Annotated in this window: 15 protein-coding genes; 8 read left to right on the forward strand and 7 right to left on the reverse strand. The window is 68.4% G+C overall.

Features of this window, described 5'->3' with window-relative positions; translation table 11 throughout:
* Positions 1-57 precede the first annotated feature (57 nt).
* Together G6N37_RS06720 and G6N37_RS06725 are read left to right on the forward strand one after the other, a co-directional pair.
* Positions 58-1,398, forward strand: coding sequence for an FAD-binding oxidoreductase (locus G6N37_RS06720; protein WP_163677707.1), 1,341 nt, complete (start codon positions 58-60; stop codon positions 1,396-1,398).
* A complete protein-coding gene (locus tag G6N37_RS06725; protein WP_163677709.1) occupies positions 1,398-2,207 on the forward strand; it encodes a DAPG hydrolase family protein in 810 nt (269 codons plus the stop codon). The genes G6N37_RS06720 and G6N37_RS06725 overlap by 1 nt, the downstream gene beginning before the upstream one ends.
* 16 nt (positions 2,208-2,223) lie before the next feature.
* Here the strand turns inward: G6N37_RS06725 and G6N37_RS06730 are convergent, their stop codons facing one another.
* A complete protein-coding gene (locus G6N37_RS06730) occupies positions 2,224-3,993 on the reverse strand; it encodes a DUF4407 domain-containing protein (protein WP_163677713.1) in 1,770 nt (589 codons plus the stop codon).
* 196 nt (positions 3,994-4,189) lie between these two features.
* Between G6N37_RS06730 and G6N37_RS06735 the strand changes: the two genes are divergently transcribed.
* Together G6N37_RS06735 and G6N37_RS06740 are read left to right on the forward strand one after the other, a co-directional pair.
* Positions 4,190-4,747 (forward strand): hypothetical protein, encoded by a 558-nt coding sequence (locus G6N37_RS06735; RefSeq protein WP_163677716.1) that lies wholly within the window; start codon positions 4,190-4,192, stop codon positions 4,745-4,747.
* A gap of 111 nt (positions 4,748-4,858) precedes the next feature.
* Entirely contained in the window at positions 4,859-5,287 is a 429-nt protein-coding gene (locus G6N37_RS06740; RefSeq protein WP_163677719.1) for a type II toxin-antitoxin system Rv0910 family toxin, read from the forward strand.
* A 3-nt stretch (positions 5,288-5,290) separates the two neighbouring features.
* Here the strand turns inward: G6N37_RS06740 and G6N37_RS06745 are convergent, their stop codons facing one another.
* From G6N37_RS06745 to malQ, 5 genes are all read right to left on the reverse strand, one after another.
* Positions 5,291-5,578: a LapA family protein gene (locus tag G6N37_RS06745; RefSeq protein WP_163677722.1), complete on the reverse strand. Its 288-nt coding sequence runs from the start codon at positions 5,576-5,578 to the stop codon at positions 5,291-5,293.
* Between the two features lie 124 nt (positions 5,579-5,702).
* Positions 5,703-7,445 (reverse strand): molybdopterin-dependent oxidoreductase, encoded by a 1,743-nt coding sequence (locus G6N37_RS06750; RefSeq protein WP_163684713.1) that lies wholly within the window; start codon positions 7,443-7,445, stop codon positions 5,703-5,705.
* Positions 7,446-7,768: 323 nt separating this feature from the next.
* Positions 7,769-8,236: a nuclear transport factor 2 family protein gene (locus tag G6N37_RS06755; RefSeq protein ID WP_163677725.1), complete on the reverse strand. Its 468-nt coding sequence runs from the start codon at positions 8,234-8,236 to the stop codon at positions 7,769-7,771.
* Positions 8,237-8,241: 5 nt separating this feature from the next.
* Positions 8,242-9,123: an LLM class F420-dependent oxidoreductase gene (locus G6N37_RS06760; RefSeq protein WP_163677728.1), complete on the reverse strand. Its 882-nt coding sequence runs from the start codon at positions 9,121-9,123 to the stop codon at positions 8,242-8,244.
* A gap of 4 nt (positions 9,124-9,127) precedes the next feature.
* Positions 9,128-11,290: a 4-alpha-glucanotransferase gene (malQ, locus tag G6N37_RS06765; RefSeq protein ID WP_163677731.1), complete on the reverse strand. Its 2,163-nt coding sequence runs from the start codon at positions 11,288-11,290 to the stop codon at positions 9,128-9,130.
* A gap of 396 nt (positions 11,291-11,686) precedes the next feature.
* Between malQ and eccB the strand changes: the two genes are divergently transcribed.
* A complete protein-coding gene (eccB, locus tag G6N37_RS06770; protein WP_163677734.1) occupies positions 11,687-13,204 on the forward strand; it encodes a type VII secretion protein EccB in 1,518 nt (505 codons plus the stop codon).
* Positions 13,201-17,370, forward strand: coding sequence for a type VII secretion protein EccCa (gene eccCa / locus G6N37_RS06775; protein ID WP_163677737.1), 4,170 nt, complete (start codon positions 13,201-13,203; stop codon positions 17,368-17,370). The genes eccB and eccCa overlap by 4 nt, the downstream gene beginning before the upstream one ends.
* Positions 17,371-17,405: 35 nt before the next feature.
* On the opposite strand, the gene G6N37_RS06780 is transcribed toward eccCa, so the two are convergent.
* Entirely contained in the window at positions 17,406-18,578 is a 1,173-nt protein-coding gene (locus G6N37_RS06780; protein ID WP_163677739.1) for a cytochrome P450, read from the reverse strand.
* 192 nt (positions 18,579-18,770) lie between these two features.
* On the opposite strand from G6N37_RS06780, the gene G6N37_RS06785 reads away from it, so the two are divergent.
* Together G6N37_RS06785 and G6N37_RS06790 are read left to right on the forward strand one after the other, a co-directional pair.
* A complete protein-coding gene (locus G6N37_RS06785) occupies positions 18,771-18,965 on the forward strand; it encodes a ferredoxin (RefSeq protein ID WP_067917298.1) in 195 nt (64 codons plus the stop codon).
* A gap of 465 nt (positions 18,966-19,430) precedes the next feature.
* Positions 19,431-20,672: a PPE family protein gene (locus G6N37_RS06790; protein WP_163677742.1), complete on the forward strand. Its 1,242-nt coding sequence runs from the start codon at positions 19,431-19,433 to the stop codon at positions 20,670-20,672.
* The last annotated feature ends 110 nt before the right edge of the window (positions 20,673-20,782 follow it).

Raw genomic sequence — 20,782 nt, forward strand, 5'->3', positions numbered from 1 at the left:
TATTGTTCCGCATCGCGAATCACAAAGATCCGGACTGCGAATCAAGGGAGACTGCAGATGAGCGGGCTACCGACCGGGCGGCACCACTTCCGCGGCGACGACGGCTACGAGGCGGCCCGCCGCGGCACCGTGTGGCACCAACGGGTGCCGGAACGCTATCCCGAAGTGATCGTGCAGGCCGTCGATGCCGACGACATCGTCGCCGGCGTCCGCTACGCCACCGCTCACGGCCTGAAAGTCAGCATCGTCTCGGGCGGACACAGCTTCGCGGCCAGCCATCTGCGCGACGGCTCCGTTCTGCTCGACGTCAGCCGGCTCGACCACGTTTCCATCGACACGGAAAAGCGCCTCGCCCGAGTGGGTCCGGGCAAGGGCGGCAGCCTTCTGATGGCCGAACTCGAGGCTCAGGGCCTGTTCTTTCCCGGCGGTCACTGCAAGGGCGTCTGCCTCGGCGGCTACCTGCTGCAGGGCGGGTATGGCTGGAACAGCCGCATTTTCGGCCCGGCCTGCGAGAGCGTCGTCGGCCTGGACGTCGTCACCGCCGACGGAGAACAGATCCACTGCGACGCCGGCAACAATGCCGACCTCTATTGGGCCGCCCGCGGTGCCGGTCCCGGCTTCTTCGCCGTCGTCACGTCGTTCTACCTGAAGCTTTATCCGCGCCCCGGTGCCTGTGGCACCAGCGTCTACGTGTATCCGTTCGAGCTTGCCGACGAGGTCTTCACGTGGACCCGCGCGGTCAGCGCCGAGGTGGACCCCCGGGTCGAGCTGCAGGCCGTGGCCTCGCGCGGTGAGCCGAACATGGGCATCGATGCCCCCGTCATCTCGCTCGCATCACCCGCGTTCGCGGATTCCGACGAGGAGGCCGAAAAGGCGCTCGCCCTCTTCGGCACCTGCCCGGCCGCCGACCGGGCACTGGTCAAAATTCCTTACCTGCCAACCGATCTGCCGACGTGGTATGACGTCGCGATGAGCCATTACCTGTCCGACCACCACTACGCGGTCGACAACATGTGGACGTCGGCGTCGGCTGAAGAGCTGCTGCCGGGCATCCGGACCATCCTGGACACGATGCCCCCGCACCCGGCGCACTTCCTGTGGCTGAACTGGGGACCGTGCCCTCCCCGCCAGGACATGGCCTACAGCATCGAAGGGGACATCTACCTGGCCCTCTACGGTTCGTGGAAGGACCCGGCCGACGAGGCGAAATACGCCGACTGGGCGCGGTCCAACATGGCCGCGATGTCCGAATTCGCCATCGGGATTCAGCTCGCCGATGAGAACCTGGGCCAGCGCCCGGCGCGGTTCGCCAGCGACGCCGCCATGGCCAAGCTCGACCGCGTGCGCGCCGAGTACGACCCCGACGGCGTGTTCAACAGCTGGATGGGGCGACTCTGATGGTGGACGACCTTTATCTGGGCTATCGCGGCGACGACGCCAGCACCCCGTTCGGCAAGTTCTTCACGCCCGAGATGGCGCCGCTGCCACGCCATGTCGTCGAGGCCCTGGAACACGGGCCGCAGGGCGCCATGGCGTTGTTGGCGTTCGATGACGCCGCGCGCATCGCCGCCGATGGCTACCAGCAGACCGAGAACGGCTACGGCGTGCTCGACGACGGCGGCTATCACGTGTCGGTGCGCACCGACATGCCCGGGGTCACGCCCGCGATGTGGTCCTGGTGGTTCGGCTGGCACGGCTGCGACACCCGCCGTTACAAGCTGTGGCATCCGCGGGCCCATCTGCACGCCGCCTGGAAAGACGGCGACGACGCCGGCCGCCGCGGCGCCCAGCGCTACATCGGCCGCTCGTCGTTGATCAGCGAGTACATCGGCTCGACGATGCTCAAGGGCGCAATCCAATTCGTCGATCCGGCGAGGATGGGCTGCCCGCCCGACAGTGACGGTGCGGTGGCGATCTGCGCCCGGCTGGGGTCCAGCGAGGCCCCGGTCGACGTCGGATGGTTCGTTCACCACGTCCGGTCGACCGCCAACGGGGCCGAGATGCGGTCGCGGTTCTGGATGGGCGGTCGGCACATCGAGGTGCGCAACGTTCCCGGCGTCGCGTCGCGGGCGGTGCGCCCGATCGCGTCGCGGGTGCTGGGCGACGCGCAGTCCAGCGCTCGCAACCTGATGGTGCACTGCGCCCAGGAGATGAATCACCTGGCCGCGTTCCTGCCGGAACTCCACGAAGCCTTCGGCCACGAATAAGCGTCGGCGCGGGTCGTTAAGCGGGCGGCAGCTGCCGCGGGCCCGCGGGTGAGTCGAGCTCGGCCGGTCCGTCCCGCCTGGTCAATTCCGGATCGTGTCGGCGCTGCGACGCGCCCAGCGACGGGGCGAGTGGCTCTTGGCCGCCCGAGCGACCCTGGGGCACGGCGGTGCGGTCTACGCGCGACGAGTTGACGAATCCTGGTGCGGGGGAGGGGGATTCGCCGGCCGTGGCGGCGGGACGGGTGTGCCGCTCGCCGGGGTCGGAGGTTTCGGAGTCCGTGGTGACCCTGTGCGTGCGTCGCAGGGCGAACGTGATCTCCTCGACCTCTTCGAAGACGTGACGCGCGGTGCGCAGCGGCGCGGTCGTGGAGTCGAGCACCCGCGCCACGAACGGCGGTACCAGCGGGCGAACCCACCGCGCCGCGGCCTTGGTGGCGTCGGGAATCGAGGGAATGAGCGACGCGCCACGGTCTTCGCGCGGCGCGACCTCGCGCTGGACGGGCGCCGGCAAGTTCTCGGCGCCGGGGGCCTGCGCCGGGGCGGGCAGGCCGAGGAGCGCCCGGCTGGCGGCCTCCGCTTCGGCGGCGATCGGCAGGTAGACGTCCTCGGCGGCCGGCTCGAAAGCGCGTTGCGACGGCGCAGGCACCGGTGGCTCGAATGCCTCCTCGATTCGCCGGCGTTGCTGCTCGCGGTCGATCTCGGTCTGCGCCTCGATCGCCATCCGGGCCTGGGTGAGTTGGTGCTCGGCCCACATGATCTCGGCTTCGCGGCGGACCTCGGCCCGCTTGATCGCGATCGCGGTGTCGGCTTCGAGCTCCGCGCGTTCGCGCTCGGCGCGCGCCGCCGCGTGGCGATCGTGAGAGGTCTCTGGGCGCCACCGCCCGAGGATCAGCGGCAGGAGGTAGAGCAGCACGCAGAACGCGATCGTCATCAGCCGCAACGTCAGCGCCCCCAAGGCGGCGGAGGTCAGGTCGTTCAGGGCGACCCAGCGCGCGCCGAGGCCACGATCGGCGTGCGCGACCACACCGTGGCGGGCCTCGTCGAGCGCTTGCTGCTCGCGGGAGATCTGGGCGTCCAACTCGGGCGCTTGGCGGTCGCGGGCCGCGAGCGCATTGTCCAGTTCGCGTTGGGCGTCCGCCAGAAGCTCATTGGCCGTTCGTGTTTCGGGTCCCGCACCGGGAACACCGGTGATCCGGGTTTGCGGGCAGGCGGGGCTGGGATGGTATTCGCAGCGGGCCACGACCAGGGCCTGATCCTGCTGCTGGTGAGCCCGGTCGACGGCGCTGTCGAGCGCGGCGCGCGCGTCCCTGGTCTGTTGCAGCGACGCCGACGCCTGCGCGACCGCCGGCGCCGAGGCGGCATTGCGCAGGGCGCGTTCGTCGAGGTGGTGGTCGATCGAGCCCGACAGCAGGACGATGGCGGCCAGTTCGCCCACGACGGCGCCGAGCGCGGCGGCGACCACCGCGCGCGCTGCGAGCCCGGCCCGGCCCCCGTTGAACCCGGCGGCGGTGGCGCGGGTGACCGCGCCGACCAGCAGGCCGAACACCAGGGTCAGCGGCAGGGCGGAAAGGAGCGACCAGCGAGTCGACTCGCTCACGGCCAGGGTCGCGACGAGCCAGGCCAGCACCGCCCCGAACAACACCACCGCGCCGACCCCGGTTTCGGCGGCGTGACCGGAGCGCTCGCGGCGCTCAGCCGGCTCCCGCCGCTGCCCGCCGCCAAGCCAGTTGAGCACGCTCGCGGGCGACATCTGGGAGCCCCGCTCGGTGACTTTCTGGGCGCACATCGAAAAACACCTCCCAAATCAACAAGCCTCCCAGGCCACCCCCCGTCGCATCGAATTGAAACCCCGCGCGTGTGGCGTGCTTCACAACGCGACCGGATCGCCGGCGAACCTGGAGGGCGAGCCTGGGGCCCCGATTTCGTGCGACGCGTGCAGATCAGCGACGGTTCCGGCGGCCGACATGAGACGGTATAAGTCTATGGAGACTCACGATTATGTCACCTACGAAGAGTTCGGCCGCCGATTCTTCGAGGTCGCTGTCACCCCCGAGCGTGTCGCCGCCGCATTCGCCGACATCGCCGGCAACGAGTTCGCCATGGAGCCCATAGCGCAGGGGCCCGGCGGGATCGCCAAAGTCAGCGCCAACGTCAAGATCCACGAACCCAAAGTCACGCGCCGCATCGGCGACAGCATCACGTTCGTCATCCACATCCCCCTGTCGATCGACCTGCTGCTCGACCTGCGGCTCGACAAGCAGCGGTTCGTCGTCTCGGGCGACATTGCGTTGCGGGCCACGGCGCGAGCGGCCGAGCCGCTGCTGCTGATCGTCGACGTCGCGAAACCGCGGCCCTCCGACATCACCGTCAACGTGTCATCGAAGTCCTTCCGCGGCGAGGTGTTGCGCATCCTCGCCGGCGTCGACGGCGAGATCCGCCGATTCGTCGCCCAGTACGTCGCCGAGGAGATCGACGCGCCGCAGTCCCAATCCGCGCAGGTGATCGACGTGGCACAGCAGTTGGCGCAGGCCTGGCCCTGACGCCCCGGCGCCGACGCGTAGCTGCGGCCATCCCCGGGTACCCCACGAATTGTCGTGCGCGGGCCGTACCGGCGCCGACCGCGATCATCGTCCGGGGAGGAGCGACAAGAGTTGGCACGAGTGGATGTTTCGGTGACGTCGCAGGTAGCGCCGGAGGCCGCGTGGAAGCTGGCGTCCGACCTCAGCCGATTCGGCGAGTGGATGACCATATTCGCCGGCTGGCGCGGACCCGTCCCGGAGACGATCGAGGAGGGCACCTGCGTCTCGTCGTGTGTGAAAGTCAAGGGGTTCCGCAACGTCATCCACTGGACGGTCACCCGCTACGACGAGCCGAAAGCGATTGAGCTGCAAGGTCGCGGCCGCGGCGGGATACGCCTCGGGGTGGCGATGACGGTGACGGACAACGATTCCGGCACCGACTTCCATCTCACCGCGGATCTCAGGGGCGGATTGCTCAGCGGCCCGATCGGGGGGCTGGTCGCCCGCGTGCTCCGCTCCGACGTGGAGAAGTCGGTGCGCAACCTCGTCGCGCTGCAATAAGCCCTACCGCGCCGCCGGGTGGCCGATCGGCCACCCCCGCCGTTCCTCCTGGCGAATCCGCCTGCGGTCCATGGCAAGCCAGGCCAGGCCGGCCCCGAATCCGAGCAGGGCGACGATCGCGGCGGCCACGCCCGCACCGGCGTCTCCGAGCGCAAATGTCGCCACGCATACCGCGAATGCCAGGGCGGCAGCCCCGACGACGACGAGCCCGGGCGTGCGCTCGACGTCTGACGCCGGCCCGGCGTCATGCCGATGGATCGTCCGATCATGGTCGACAGGGTTGTGCCTCATCGGCGTCTCCTCTGCTGTCACATCCGCTCGGCGGCTTCCGTTGTGCTACCCGGATTGCCGTCGTGACAAACGACGTGAAGCTTCGACGCCGAGGGGCCCGGCGCAGTCGGTCGAGGGCCGCGCCCTACAGCGTCTGGTGTCGCCCGAAGTACTTGTGGTCCTCGCTGTAACCGCCGTAACCGCTGCCGATGTCGCGGTAGTCGGCAACGAACTCGATCCCCTTGATCCACTTGACGAGTTTGAAGCCGTGCTGCAATTCGTTGCGCAGCCGCAGCGGCTTGCCGTGCATGTAGGGGAGGGGCTGGTCGTTCATGTTGTAGGCGAGCATCGTCATGTGATGGTCCATTTGCCCGATGTGGTGGGCGTTGTAATAGATGCCGCCCGTCGCGCCGAGGCCCATCGAGTAGAACACCACCCACTTGGCCTCGGGGAGCGGCTTGACGATATCCATGATCGTCTTCATCTGCACGCCACCCCATTTGGCGACGCCCGACCAGGCCTGGATGCAGAAGTGCTGGCTGATCTGCTCGTGGTAGGGCAGCGCCTTCAGGTCGTCGAGCGAGAACTCCATCGGGTGTTCGACGAGACCGTAGACCTTGAGCCGCCAGTCCCGGAAGTCGTTCTGCTCGAGTTCCTTGTACTCGACGGTCTCCGGCAGCCGGCCGTTGCGCCAATGGTGCGGTGAGATGTCCTTCTCGGTGAACGCACCGGGCTTGGGGTCGAGCTGTTCCAGCATGCGCTGGAACGGGCCGACCAGCGCGTAGCCGACCCGCTGAATCACGCGCGGATGGCGAATGGTGAACGGAGTGGCCCAAACCCACGCGATCGCCGTCAGCACCATGGCCGCGGCGAAGATCCCGAAGCCTACCCAGCTGTTGTCGTCGCGGGAGGCGAACATGTGGTTGAGGTTTCGCAGCGCGCTGGTCGTCAGCACCATGGTGACGTGGACGAGGATGAAGAACAGGAAATAGACCAGCACCACGAAGTGCAGCGACCGCGCATGCTGGATGCTCAGCCGCTTGCTGAGCCAGTGAACGCGCTGCGACAACGCGGGCGACATGCCCAGCCCGGTGATCAACGCCGCGGGGGCGGCGACGAAAACCGTGGTGAAGTAAGACAACAACTGCAGGCCGTTGTAAGCGACCCAGCCGTTGTCGGTCGGCCAGTCCAGCGACAGATACTGAACCGCCACCGACGCCGCGTTGGGAAACACGTCCCAGCTGGTCGGCACGATGTGCCGCCACTGCCCCGTGGCGAACAGCAGCACATAGAAGACCGCGCCGTTCACCAGCCACAGGACGTCAACGCCGAGGTGCCACCACCGGGCCAGCCCGATGGAGTGCCGGAATCCGGGCAGCCCGAATTGTGGTGGCAGCGCGACGGTGTCGGCGTTGGCGGTCCACAGCTCGTCGTCCGGTACCGGCGGCCCGACCCGCAGCCACTCGTCCTTGCCGGGCGTGGCGTTGCGGCTGAAGTAGAGCCGGGGATGGTCGCACAGGATCTGGATCCCCGTCCTGATGATGAACATCATCATGAAGAGGTTGAAGAAGTGCGTCCAACCGATCCAGGCCGGTAGCCCGGGGGTGACACCGGAACTGTCCGTCCCGGGATGACGCTGGATGAACGCCTGCACGGCCGGCATGTTGTGCAGACCTTTGCCGACGGCCACCCCGACGATCAGCAGGGCAAAGCCGATGGGGATCAACCAGAGCAGGTTGAACCACCGGTCTCGTCCGATACGCAGCTTCGGGGCGGTGGCCCGCCGACTGAGATCGAAGCCGCCACCGTAGGTCTCGACGTCGATGACGTCTTCGGCGGTGTGAATCTCGCTGCGGTAATCCGGAGGGGTTCCCAGCGGCGCGCCCACCGCCAGTGTCGATACCTCGCCGCTCGGCGTCGCCTGTGCGGCCGTGGACTCCGCGGGATTGACGTTCATGGTCCGATGTTCGGTGTTCGTCACGCGGCCGAAAATACACGGATCGACTTGTATAAATTGGACACGATCAGGAAGAAATGCGCCGTCCGCGGCCCCGCCGCGACCCATGGGCGCCGGCCTCGGCGCGGGATGGGCGAATTCCGCCCCGGCCGGCGCGGCGGTAGCCGCAACTGCTCAACGAACCGCGCATTCTCGCCGCAGATTCGGTTCATGCGCAGTGGCTGTGAGTTTGCGCAAAGTCTTCTGCAAGCGGGCTAGGCCGGGTCGTGTGGGCGCACCCGGCGGACCGAACGGGTCTCAATCGCGTTGATGGTCAGCGCCCGGCGGCCGATCCGCCAGCGGTCGGTCAGCTCGTACTCGTCGTCGTAGCGCAGATGCCAGACCACGTCGACGAGTTCGTCGCCGCGCTGGTCCCAGTGGTGCGCGATGCACGCGATGCGGCCGCGAGCCGCGTCCGGCCCGGCGCCCCGCTTGTAGACCTCACCGACGATGGCGTGCTCGGTGCGGGCTACGGCCGCGACGGTGGCGACCGCGGCGGCGATGGCCGCTCGGCCGTGATGGGCGTGGATCGGCTCGAGCGCCTTGGGCGGTTCGGGCACCGCGAGCACGGCGGTTTCGGTGAATAGCGCAGCCACATCATTGAATTGGCGCTCATCGGTGTAGGCCGCGTAGCGGTGCACCAAATCGCTGAGGGCGGATCGGTGGTCGGTTGGCGGGGCCATCGGGGTCACGCAATCAGCGACAAGCGTTGCGCACACGCCGACAGCATGTCCTGGGCCTGCCCGATGTCGGTGGTCGCCGGCATGGCCAACACAAGCCGGTCGGCACCCTGCTCGATCAGGCCGCCGGCACGCTCGGCATCGATCTTGTCGACCGCATGGCCCAGTGACACTTCGAGATTCGCCGGGTCGCGACCCGACGATGCGGCCTCGTCGCGCATGAGCGCGATCAGCGACGCCAGGCGGGTCCCCGTCACGCCGAGCGGTTGCAAGCCGTCGCCGAGACGTCCCGCCCGGCGCGCCGCCGCTGGGCTGTGCCCGCCGATATGAATCGGGAGACGCTCGCCCGCAATGGGTTTGGGGTAGCACATGACGTTGTCGAAGTTGAAGAACTCGCCGTGATAGCAGGCCCCCTGCGGCTGGTCCGCCCACAGCGCCCGCAAGACCGCCAACTGCTCGTCGGCGCGTCTGCCGCGGTTATCGAAATCCGCGCCGCACGCTTCGAGCTCCTCCTTGAGCCACCCCACGCCCACGCACAGCCGCAGGCGCCCACCCGACAACGCGTCCACCGTGGCGGCGCGCTTGGCGAGGACCACCGGATGGTGGTTGGGCAGCACCAACACCCCGGTGGCCAGTCCGAGGGTGGTGGTGTGGCCGGCCAGGAAGGCCAGCAGATCGAGCGGGTCGGGGATGGGGCAGTCGGCCGCCAGCCCGACGCGTCCGGAGCTGTCATACGGATAGACGCTGTCGTAGCGGGTGGCCAGGACGGTGTGCTCGACGACAACGATGGACTCGAAACCGCAGCGTTCCAGGTGGCGGGCGAAGGCCGCCATCCACTCGGGATCCGCGGTGACACCGTCGGCGACCGGGGCCACCACTGAGACCTTCATGGCCTCAGAAGCTAACAGGCTCGCTTTCGACGGCCGCGGGCGCGATCGCACGGCGCACCGCCTCGGCCAGTGTCGCCGCCCGAGCATCGGTGAACACGTCCTCGAGCAGCATCGGGCGTCCGTCCGGGCCGGTCAGCGGTACCCGCCAGTTGGGGTATTCGTCGGTGGTTCCCGGCTGATTCTGGGTCCGCCGGTCACCCACCGCGTCGGTCAGGGCAACCCCCACCAGCCGCGAAGGCGTCCGCCCCAGATACCGGTACAGGGCGAGCACGACGCTTTCCGCGTCGTCCTCGGCGTCGCCGAGCAACCCGACCCGCCTGAGTTCGGCCATCCAGGCCGCCAGTTCGGCCCGGTCGGAGGCGAGCTCGTCCTCGGCCGGGCGAGTCAGCAAACCGAGGGATTCGCGCAGCCGCACGTGGTCGCCCGCCAGGTATCCGGCGGTCGGCGGCAGGTCGTGGGTGGTCACCGAGGACAGGCAGTACTCGCGCCAGCGCTCGGCCGGCAGTGGGCCGCCGGAGCCGTCGCGGTCCAACTCGAACCAGAGGATCGAGGTGCCGAGCAGGCCGCGCAACAGTAGGTAGTCGCGGACCCATGGCTCGACGGTGCCGAGGTCCTCGCCCACGACGAGCGCCCCGGCGCGGTGCGCCTCCAGGGCGACGATGCCGATCATCGCTTCGTGGTCGTAACGCACGTAGGTGCCGTGGGTGGGCGGCGCTCCGTCCGGGATCCACCACAGCCGGAACAGCCCGATGATGTGGTCGATGCGCACGCCGCCGGCATGCCGCAGCACCGCGCGGATCAACGCCCGAAAGGGGCGATACTCCTGCGCGTCCAACCGATCCGGCCGCCACGGCGGCTGGGACCAGTCCTGGCCGAGCTGATTGAACTCGTCGGGCGGCGCGCCGGCGGTGACGCCCAGGGCCAACACATCCTGCAGGGCCCACGCGTCGGCGCCGTTGGGATGGACGCCGACGGCCAGGTCGTGCATCACGCCCAGCGCCATTCCGGCCCGGACCGACCGCGACTGCGCCGCGGCGAGCTGCTCGTCGAGTTGCCACTGCAGCCAGCGATGGAAATCGACCGCCTGCGAATGCTGCTCGACGAAGGCGGCGACGCCGGGGGCGTGGGGATGCTGCAGCGCTTCCGGCCACGTGTGCCAGTCGTCGCCGTACTTCTCGGCCAGGGCGCACCAGGTGGCGAAGTCGTCGAGGGCGCCGCCTTCACGGGCCCGGAAGGCCTCGTAGGACAACTGGCGGCCCGCCGTCCGCGGCACGCGGTGCAGTAGCTCGAGCGCGGCGCGCTTCGCCGCCCACGAGCTGTCGCGATCGATGGCGTCGAGTCGGGCGGCCTTGTGTTGCACGTCGGAACGCAGCCGCCGCACCCGGCTGCGCTTGGGCAGCTCGGCGAACTCGGGAATCGCCTCGACATGCAGATAGATCGGGTTGATGAAGCGCCGCGAGGTCGGCAGATAGGGCGACGGCTCCATCGGGCACGTCGGCGCGGCGGCGTGCAGGGGATTGACCAACACGTAGTCGGCGCCGTGCTGCGACGCCGACCACACCGCCAGGTCGGTGAGATCCGTCAGATCGCCGACCCCCCACGACTGCCTGGACCGCACGCTGTACAGCTGCGCGGCCAGCCCCCAGGCCCGGCGGGCGCCGAGCCGCTCGGGCAGCCCGAGCCAATCCGGCGTCACGATCAGCGCGGTGCTGGTCTCACCGTCGGCCGACCGCAGATGCACCCGGTGATACCCCAGCGGCAGGTCGGGCGGCAGCACGAAGCTGGCTTCGCCGACCCAGCGACCGTCCAAGTCGAACGGCGGCGTGAAGTTGTCGACCTGCTGGATGCCACCGCGTAGCGTGCTGTCCTCGAGCTGCAACCAGACCTCGGCGGGATCACCGTGGGTCACGTGCGCCCAGAACCGCGTCTGCTCACCGGTGCGGCCGACGATGGTCGCGGGCAACCGGCGCGCCCAGTGCGACCGCAGCTTCGCGGCCAGCGCCACGTTGCGCTCCTGCTCGGTGCCGCCCGCCACGCCGAGCGCGGCCAGCACCGCCACCAAGGTGGACGCCGGGACCTGCACCCGCCGCCCGGTCCAGTCCTCGTACTCGGTCGCGATGCCATATCGCCCGGCAAGTTCGACCAGCGACGGCGCGAGCTCACTCATACCGCTCATCTTGCTGCCAGAATTCGCCGCCCGACTAATCGGGGAGAGGCGGCGACTCGGCGCGCCCTTCAGTTCGCCGAGGGCGCACGCTCAACAGGACGTGCCGGCCGTTCGCCATTACGATGCCCTGAGGAGAGATCAGGAGTCCGGGCGGGGAGCGGCGGGGGAATCCGAAAGTGCCAGTTCAACGGCGCCTGGCGCGGTGCGGACGTCGGCGCGATCCCGCGAGCCGCCGACGACCGGACACCTGCGCATAAACAGATGTGGCAGCGAACGCCATCGGCGCCGCGTGGCGAGGCCCGTATCGGTGCCTTACGGTTGTCGATGTAATTCGCGCTGGATCAGTATTGAAGAGACAATATCCAGGCCTTCTAGCAGACCGGACGGTGAAATAACGTGGCGGAAGAGAGTCGCGGGCAACGCGGGTCGGGGTATGGCCTCGGGTTGTCGACCCGGACCCAGGTAACCGGCTACCAGTTCCTCGCTCGCCGCACGGCAATGGCGCTCACCCGGTGGCGCGTGCGCATGGAGGTCGAGCCGGGCCGGCGGCAGACGCTGGCCGTGGTGGCCTCGGTGTCGGCGGCGATGGTGATCTGCCTCGGTGCCCTGCTGTGGTCGTTCATCAGCCCCTCCGGCCAGATCAACGAATCGCCGATCATCGCCGACCGGGACTCCGGCGCGCTGTATGTCCGCGTCGGCGACAGGTTGTACCCGGCGCTGAACCTGGCCTCGGCACGCCTGATCACCGGCCGGCCGGACAATCCGCACCTGGTCCGGTCCAGCCAGATCGCCACCCTGCCGCGCGGCCCGATGGTGGGCATCCCGGGTGCACCGTCGAACTTCCACACCACCAGTCCGTCGACGTCGTCGTGGCTGGTGTGTGACACCGTCGCCACCTCGACCGGTGTCGGCGCGCCGTCCGGGGTGACCGTGACCGTCATCGACGGGAATCCCGACCTGAGCAACCACCGCCGCGTGCTGAGCGGGTCGGACGCCGTGGTCCTGAGCTACGGCGGGGACGCGTGGGTGATCCGCGAGGGACGCCGGTCTCGGATCGACGCCACGAACCGCTCGGTGCTGTTGCCGCTGGGCCTGACGCCGGAGCAGGTCGGCCAGGCGAAGCCGATGAGCCGCGCCCTGTTCGACGCCTTGCCGGTTGGCCCGGAACTGACCGTGCCGCAGGTGCAGAACGCCGGAACCGGCGCGTCGTTCCCCGGCGCCCCCGGCCCGATCGGCACGGTGATCGTCACGCCGCAAATCAGTGGGCCGCAACAGTATTCGCTGGTGCTCGCCGACGGCGTGCAGACGCTGCCGCCGCTGGTGGCCCAGATCCTGCAGAACGCCGGACCGGGCAACACCAAACCGGTCACGGTGGAGCCGTCCGCCCTGGCGAAGATGCCGGTGGTCAACAAGCTGGACCTGTCCTCCTACCCGGACGCCCCGCTCAACGTGGCGGACATCCGCGAGAACCCGGCGACGTGCTGGTGGTGGCAGAAGACGGCCGGCGAGAACCGGGCCCGCATCCAGGTCGTGTCGGGCGCGACCATCCCGGTCGCGGCCAAGGACGAGAGCAAGGTCGTGTCTCTGGTCAAGGCCGACACCACCGGCCGCGAAGCCGACCAGGTCTTCTTCGGGCCCGACTATGGCAACTTCGTCGCCGTCACCGGCAACGACCCCGGCGCCAAGACGACGGAATCGCTGTGGTGGCTGACGGATGCCGGCGCCCGGTTCGGGGTCGACGACACCCGCGAGGTGCGTGAGGCGCTGGGGTTGAAGTCGAAACCGAGCCTGGCGCCATGGGTGGCGCTGCGGCTGCTCCCGCAAGGTCCCACGTTGTCGCGGGCGGACGCGCTCGTGGAGCACGACACCTTACCGATGGATATGTCCCCGGCAGAATTGGCGGTACCAAAGTGAAACGCGGGTTTGCCCGGCCGACACCGGAGAAGCCTCCGGTCATCAAGCCGGAGAACATCGTCCTTCCCACGCCCCTCAGCATTCCGCCGCCGGAAGGCAAGCCCTGGTGGCTGATCGTCGTCGGCGTGGTGGTGGTCGGCCTGCTGATCGGCATGGTCGCCATGACCTTCGCCAGCGGCTCACACGTCTTCGGGGGCGCCGGCTCGATCTTCCCGATCTTCATGATCGGCGGCGTCGCGATGATGATGTTCGGCGGGCGGTTCGGCGGGCAGCAGCAGATGAGCCGGCCCAAGCTGGACTCGATGCGCGCCCAGTTCATGCTGATGCTGGACATGCTGCGCGAGACCGCCCACGAGTCGGCCGACAGCATGGACGCCAACTACCGGTGGTTCCACCCGGCGCCCACGACGCTGGCCGCCGCGGTGGGAACCCCGCGCATGTGGGAACGCAAGCCCGACGGCAAGGACCTCAACTTCGGTGTGGTGCGAGTCGGCGTCGGCATGACGCGTCCCGAGGTGACCTGGGGTGAGCCCCAGAACATGCCGACCGACATCGAGCTGGAGCCGGTGACCGGTAAGGCGCTGCAGGAGTTCGGTCGCTACCAGAGCGTCGTCTACAACCTGCCCAAGATGATTTCGCTGCTCGTCGAACCGTGGTACGCGCTCGACGGCCAGCGGGAACAGGTCCTGGGCCTGATGCGCGCGATCATCTGCCAGCTGGCGTTCTCGCACGGGCCCGACCACGTGCAGATGGTCGTCGTCACCTCGGACCTCGATGAGTGGGACTGGGTGAAGTGGCTTCCGCACTTCGGTGACCCGCGGCGCCAGGACGCCGCCGGCAACGCGCGGATGGTCTACAGCTCGGTGCGCGAGTTCGCCGCGGAGCAGGCCGAATTGTTCTCCGGCCGTGGGTCGTTCACGCCCCGGCACGCGAGTTCGTCGGCGCAGACCCCGACGCCGCACACGGTGATCGTCGCCGACGTCGTCGACCCCCAGTGGGAATTCGTGATCAGCGCCGAAGGCATCGACGGAGTGACCTTCTTCGACCTGACCGGCTCCTCGATGTGGACGTCGGTCCCCGAGCGCACGCTGCGGTTCGACGACAAGGGCGTGATCGAGGCGCTGCCCCGCGACCGCGACACCTGGATGGTGATCGACGAGAAGCCGTGGTTCTTCGCGCTGACCGACCACGTCAGCGTCGCGGAGGCCGAAGAGTTCGCGCAGGCGCTGGCGCGCTGGCGGCTCGCCGAGGCCTACGAAGAGATCGGTCAGCGGGTGGCCCACATCGGCGCCCGAGACATCTTGACCTACTACGGAATCGACGACCCGGGCCGCATCGACTTCCAGGCGCTCTGGGGCGCCCGCACCGACACGATGGGCCGGTCGCGGTTGCGGGCGCCGTTCGGCAATCGTTCCGACAACGGCGAGTTGCTGTTCTTGGACATGAAGTCACTGGACGAGGGCGGTGACGGCCCGCACGGCGTCATGTCCGGAACGACGGGTTCGGGTAAATCCACCCTGGTGCGGACCGTGATCGAGTCGCTGATGCTCAGCCACCCGCCCGAGGAACTGCAATTCGTGTTGGCCGACCTCAAGGGTGGATCGGCGGTCAAGCCGTTCGCCGGGGTCCCGCACGTGTCGCGGATCATCACCGACCTGGAAGAGGACCAGGCGCTGATGGAGCGCTTCCTGGACGCCCTGTGGGGCGAGATCGCCCGGCGCAAGGCGATTTGCGACAGCGCCGGTGTCGACGACGCCAAGGAGTACAACTCGGTCCGGCTCAGGATGCAGGCCCGCGGCCAGGACATGCCGCCGCTGCCGATGCTCGTGGTGGTCATCGACGAGTTCTACGAATGGTTCCGCATCATGCCGACGGCGGTCGACGTGCTCGACTCGATCGGCCGGCAGGGCCGCGCCTACTGGATCCACCTGATGATGGCGTCGCAGACCATCGAGAGCCGCGCCGAAAAGCTCATGGAGAACATGGGTTACCGGCTGGTGCTGAAGGCGCGCACCGCCGGTGCGGCGCAGGCCGCGGGTGTGCCGAACGCGGTGAACCTGCCGGCGCAGGCGGGTCTGGGCTACTTCCGCCGCAGCCTGGAGGACATCGTCCGGTTCCAGGCGGAGTTCCTGTGGCGGGACTACTTCCCCCGCGGGCTGACCGATGACGGCGACGAAGCCCCGGCGCTGGTGCACAGCATCGACTACGTTCGGCCGCAGCTGTTCACCAACTCCTTCACCCCGCTCGAGGTCAGCGTGGGCGGACCCGAACTCACCCCGGCGGCCATCACGAACGGCGAGACGCTGGACGCCGACGGCGTGGTGGGCGAAGACGAGGACATCGAGGGCATCAGGGTTCCGAAGGTCGGCACGGTGATCATCGATCAGCTGCGCAAGATCGACTTCGAGCCGTACCGGTTGTGGCAGCCGCCGCTGAACCAGCCCGTCCCGATCGACGAGTTGGTCAACCGGTTCCTCGGCCACCCGTGGCAGGAGGACTATGGGTCCGCCCGGGATCTGGCCTTCCCGATCGGGATCATCGACCGCCCCTTCAAGCACGACCAGCCGCCGTGGACCGTGGACACCTCGGGGCCGGGCGCCAACGTCCTGATCCTGGGCGCCGGCGGTTCGGGCAAGACGACGGCCCTGCAGACCCTCATCTGCTCGGCCGCGCTGACCCACACTCCCGAGCAGGTCCAGTTCTACTGCCTCGCCTACAGCAGCACCGCGCTGACCACCGTCGCCCGGCTCCCGCACGTGGGTGAGGTGGCCGGTCCGACCGACCCGTACGGCGTGCGCCGGACGGTGGCCGAACTGCTCGCGTTGGTCCGCGAGCGCAAGCGGACCTTCCTGGAGTACGGAATCGCCTCGATGGAGGTCTTCCGGCGCCGCAAGTTCGGCGGTGAGCCCGGCCCCGTCCCCAACGACGGATTCGGCGACGTCTACCTGGTGGTCGACAACTACCGGGCGCTGGCCGAAGAGAACGAGGTGCTGATCGAGCAGGTCAACGTGATCATCAACCAGGGCCCCTCGTTCGGGGTCCACGTGGTGGTCACCGCCGACCGCGAATCGGAGCTACGGCCACCGGTGCGCAGCGGCTTCGGCTCCCGGGTGGAGTTGCGGCTGGCCGCGGTGGAAGACGCCAAGCTGGTGCGCTCCCGGTTCGCCAAGGACGTTCCGGTCAAGCCGGGCCGCGGCATGGTCGCCGTCAACTACGTCCGACTGGACTCCGACCCGCAGGCCGGTCTGCACACGCTGGTGGCCCGCCCCGCGCTCGCCACCACTCCCGACTACGTGTTCGAGTCCGACAGCGTCATCGACGCGGTCAGTCGCCTCACGACCGGGCAGGCCCCGCCGGTGCGGCGCCTGCCCGCACGGTTCGACGTGGCGCAGCTGCGGGAGCTGGCGGCGCAAGACACCCGCCAAGGGGTCGGCGTGGGCGGAATCGCTTGGGCCATCTCCGAATTGGACCTGTCGCCGGTCTACCTCAATTTCGCCGAGAACGCGCACCTGATGGTCACGGGCCGACGGGAATGTGGGCGGACCACCACGCTGGCCACCATCATGTCCGAGATCGGCCGGCTGTACGCGCCGGGAGCGAGCAGCGCACCGCCGCCGCCGGCGGGCCAGCCGTCGGCGCAGGTGTGGCTGGTGGACCCACGACGTCAGCTGCTGACCGCACTGGGTTCGGACTATGTCGAGAAGTTCGCCTACAACCTCGACGGCGTCCAGGCGATGATGGGCGAGCTCGCGGCGGTCCTGGCCGGACGCGAACCCCCGCCCGGTCTGTCCGCGGAAGAGTTGTTGTCGCGGTCGTGGTGGAGCGGCCCCGAAATCTTCCTGATCGTCGACGACATCCAGCAGCTGCCGGCAGGATTCGATTCGCCGCTGCACAAGGCCGCCCCGTGGGTGACCAGGGCAGCCGACGTCGGGTTGCACGTGATCGTCACGCGCACGTTCGGTGGTTGGTCGTCCGCGGGCAGCGACCCGATGTTGCGGGCGCTTGCCCAGGCGAACGCGCCGCTGCTGGTGATGGACGCCGACCCGGACGAGGGCTTCATCCGCGGCAAGATGAAGGGTGGCCCGCTGCCCCGCGGTCGAGGCCTGCTGATGGCCGAGGACACCGGCGTGTTCGTCCAGGTCGCGGCGACGGACTTGCGCAAATAGGATTGCCGGTTACCGCTGCGCCGGGGTTGGCTGGATCAGCCCCAGCGCAGCGGTAATTCCTTGAGCGCGAAGCTCTTTGACGGGAACTTGATTTCGGGAACGTAGTCCGACGGCACCTGGAAGTCGGGGATCTGGGTCAGCCATTCGCCGACGATCACCGTCAGCTCGATCCGGCCGAGGTGGGAACCCAGGCAGCGGTGCGGCCCGCCACCGAAACCCCAGTGGCGGTGCACCTTTCCGTCCATAACGAGCTCGTTGACGGACGTGGCATCGCTATCGTCGCGGTTGACCGCCGCCATGCACAGCCGCACCGACGTGCCGGGTGGCAACGTCATGCCGCCGACTTCGACGTATTGGGTGGTGATCCGGGGCGCCACCGGCGCCGACGGTTCCAGTCGCACGATCTCCTCGATGAAGACCCGGATCTGCTTCGGATCGTCGCGAAGCAACTCGCGCAGCTGTGGGCGCCGGGCCAATTCGAGCAGGCAGAATCCGATCGCCGCCGTGACCGTGTCCAGACCCGCCAGTATCAGCAGGTGGCTCATACCCAGCAGTTCCAGGTCGCTGAAGTCGCCCTCACTGGCCATGACCCGCGACAACATGTCAGGCCCCGGATTCTGCCGGCGTTGCTGGATCACGTCGACCAGGTAGGCCAGCAGGTGCTGGCCCTGCTCGAGGTCGCCCGGGGTGAGATAGGGCTTGTCCGCGACGACGGCGTCCTTCCAGGCGATCAGGCGGTCGCGGTCCTCCAGCGGCAGACCATAGAGATCCATGAAGACCTGAAACGGGTACAGGCGCGCGAAATCTGCCATCACCTCGCACTTGCCCTGGCCGGCAAGCCCGGCGATCATCTCGGCGGCGTGCCGTTCGAGCACCGGTCGCGACGCACTCAGTCCGTGCGGGCTGAAGAACGGCTGCAGGATCTTCCGGTAGCGCGTGTGCTGTGGGGGATCGAAAGCCAGTGGCAGCACCGGCAATGGGTGGCCGGGAGGCTGAAGTATCGTCGACGAGAAGACCTTGGGGTTGCGCAGCGCCGCCAGCACGTCCTCGCGGCGCGTGATGTAGTAGTGGCCGTTCATGAACACCACCGGCCCCGCGTCGCGCAGCACCTTCCACCCCACACCTCGGTCCGCGGCCATCGGTAGCGTTTCGTAATCGAGCCGCGGCAGGTGGAACGTGCCTTGCTGGCCCTGGCCAGGAGTGGTCATGCGCCCAGTCTCCGCTTGTCTTTGGTTCTGCCGGCACATCAATATCGCATGTGCGGCAAAGGGACACGAATCCGCGTGCGGGGCGACCGCACGGTTTACTGTGTCCGGCGACGGGCCGCACCGTGTCGCGGGCTTCACCGAGCGACTAATCTACGACTCGATTGTTCAGTGAGTCGTCCAGGGAGGACGCCGGTGAGGGTTCGTCTCGACAAGTCGAAGTGCGTGGGCCACGCGCAGTGCTACGCAGTCGACCCGGATCTGTTCCCGATAGACGACTCGGGTTACTCGACCCTCGAAGAACACGAGGTGAGGCCCGAAGACGAGCAGCTGACGCGCGACGGCGTCGCCTCCTGCCCCGAGATGGCCCTGGTGCTCGAAGAGGACTGACGGCGTGCGCGACAGGCAAACCGCCGATGAACAACCGGTTGCCGGACATGAACGCCAGTCGACGGGGAGTGAACATTGGCTGGCCTGGAATGAACAGTTGGCTTCGCGTATCGGCGCACCCGCGGTAACAAACTAATCTCATTCGCGAGCGACAGTTCGGATAGATGCGAGCTGTCGCTCGGTTGCTGACAACGGGGATCAATCGAGGCTTAAGGGTGCACGTTGTTCCTGACCGGACGTCCGAAACGCGTGGCTGCAGGCCACATTTGGGCGCCGCGTCCGGGATATGCAGGATGCGCCGGCGAGCCCGTCGGCCGGGGTGGTGGACCGCGAGGTCTGGGTCGATGATTCCAGAGGTCAGGGGCCCGGGGGGTGGCGTTTGCTTACGAAGCCGTGACTACGGCCACCACTGATTCCGATGCGACGGTCGAGATTGCAGAGATCGCGACCAACTGAGGAGAACAGGTGTTTGACTTCGGGGCGTTACCGCCGGAGATTAACTCCGGTCGGATGTATGCGGGTCCGGGCTCGGGGCCGATGATGGTCGCGGCGGCCGCCTGGGATGTGCTCGCGGCCGAATTGGGCACGGCGGCAAGCGGTTACAACTCCATCATCGACGAGCTGACGAACGGGCCCTGGGTGGGCCCGGCTTCGACGTCGATGGTGGCGGCTGTCACGCCCTATGTGACCTGGCTGAGTGCCGTCGCCGGTCAGGCCGAGGAGAGCGCCGGTCATGCGCGTGCGGCCGCGGCCGCCTTCGAGGCCGCGTTTGCGATGACGGTCCCGCCGCCGGTGATCGCGGCCAACAGGGTGTTGCTGGCAACGCTGATCGCGACCAACTTCTTCGGTCAGAACACGCCGGCCATCGCGGCCACCGAGGCCCAGTACATGGAGATGTGGGCGCAGGACGCCGGGGCGATGTACGCCTACGCGGCCTCGTCGATGACCGCGTCGCAGATGACGCCGTTCGCGGCGCCGCCGCAGACCACCACGCCGGACGGCGAATCCGAACAGTTCGCCGCCGTCACGCAGGCCACCACGCAGCAGGCCGGCAACACCGCGCAGACCGCCGCCAACACGTCGTCGCAGCTCGCAACGCCGCAGCTGTTGTCGGCCACCACATCGCAAACGACGCAGCAACTCACGACCGCGGCCACGGCACCGACCACGACCGGTACCTCGCTGCAGGACGTCCTGCCCAGCCCGACGAACTGGTGGTCGCTCAACCCGGGTAACTACACCGCGATCATCAAGCAGACGCTGCAGGCGTACTTCGGGGTGGGTATCGGTAACTTCGGCTGGTCGATAGGCCAGCAGTTGACCTTCGGTCCGGGTGGTGGCACGGCGGGTGCCGGTGGTGCCTGGTTCCCGACCCCGCAGTTCGCCCAATTGGGCCTGGGCAACCTCGGCAACCTGGGCCACACCGCCGGTGCGGTGACCGCGGGCACCGGACAGGCCGCCCAGGTCGGCGGGTTGTCGGTGCCCCAGCAATGGGCCACGCTGGCCTCCACGGTGAGCCCGGCCGACGCCGCCGAGGCGGAGGCCGCCCCGATCCAGACCGTTTCGGCGAGCAACCCACCGGGCAACGCCCTGCTGCGCGGCATGCCGACCGGCGCGGTGGGCCGGCGGGCCGGCGCCGCCGCCGGCTATACGCACAAATACGGCTTCCGCTACAGCGTCCTGACCCGCCCGCCATCGGCCGGATAGGGAACGTCCAAGTGAACGGAAGTTGTCCAGTAATGAACAGTCGGCACTAGGGAGGCAAGGCACCGCGTGACCCATCTAATCTCACGAGTAAGCCAAGCCCCCGGTGGGCC

It is taken from the genome of Mycobacterium seoulense, from assembly GCF_010731595.1.
Lineage (GTDB): Bacteria > Actinomycetota > Actinomycetes > Mycobacteriales > Mycobacteriaceae > Mycobacterium > Mycobacterium seoulense.

What these genes read in the sequence shown, in the direction of transcription:
- G6N37_RS06745 (WP_163677722.1), bottom strand. Translation starts at nt 5,578, where the DNA reads ATGAGGCACAACCCTGTCGACCATGATCGGACGATCCATCGGCATGAC.
- G6N37_RS06720 (WP_163677707.1), top strand. Translation starts at nt 58, where the DNA reads ATGAGCGGGCTACCGACCGGGCGGCACCACTTCCGCGGCGACGACGGC.
- G6N37_RS06780 (WP_163677739.1), bottom strand. Translation starts at nt 18,578, where the DNA reads ATGACCACTCCTGGCCAGGGCCAGCAAGGCACGTTCCACCTGCCGCGG.
- G6N37_RS06760 (WP_163677728.1), bottom strand. Translation starts at nt 9,123, where the DNA reads ATGAAGGTCTCAGTGGTGGCCCCGGTCGCCGACGGTGTCACCGCGGAT.
- G6N37_RS06755 (WP_163677725.1), bottom strand. Translation starts at nt 8,236, where the DNA reads ATGGCCCCGCCAACCGACCACCGATCCGCCCTCAGCGATTTGGTGCAC.
- G6N37_RS06725 (WP_163677709.1), top strand. Translation starts at nt 1,398, where the DNA reads ATGGTGGACGACCTTTATCTGGGCTATCGCGGCGACGACGCCAGCACC.
- G6N37_RS06735 (WP_163677716.1), top strand. Translation starts at nt 4,190, where the DNA reads ATGGAGACTCACGATTATGTCACCTACGAAGAGTTCGGCCGCCGATTC.
- G6N37_RS06730 (WP_163677713.1), bottom strand. Translation starts at nt 3,993, where the DNA reads ATGTGCGCCCAGAAAGTCACCGAGCGGGGCTCCCAGATGTCGCCCGCG.
- malQ (WP_163677731.1), bottom strand. Translation starts at nt 11,290, where the DNA reads ATGAGTGAGCTCGCGCCGTCGCTGGTCGAACTTGCCGGGCGATATGGC.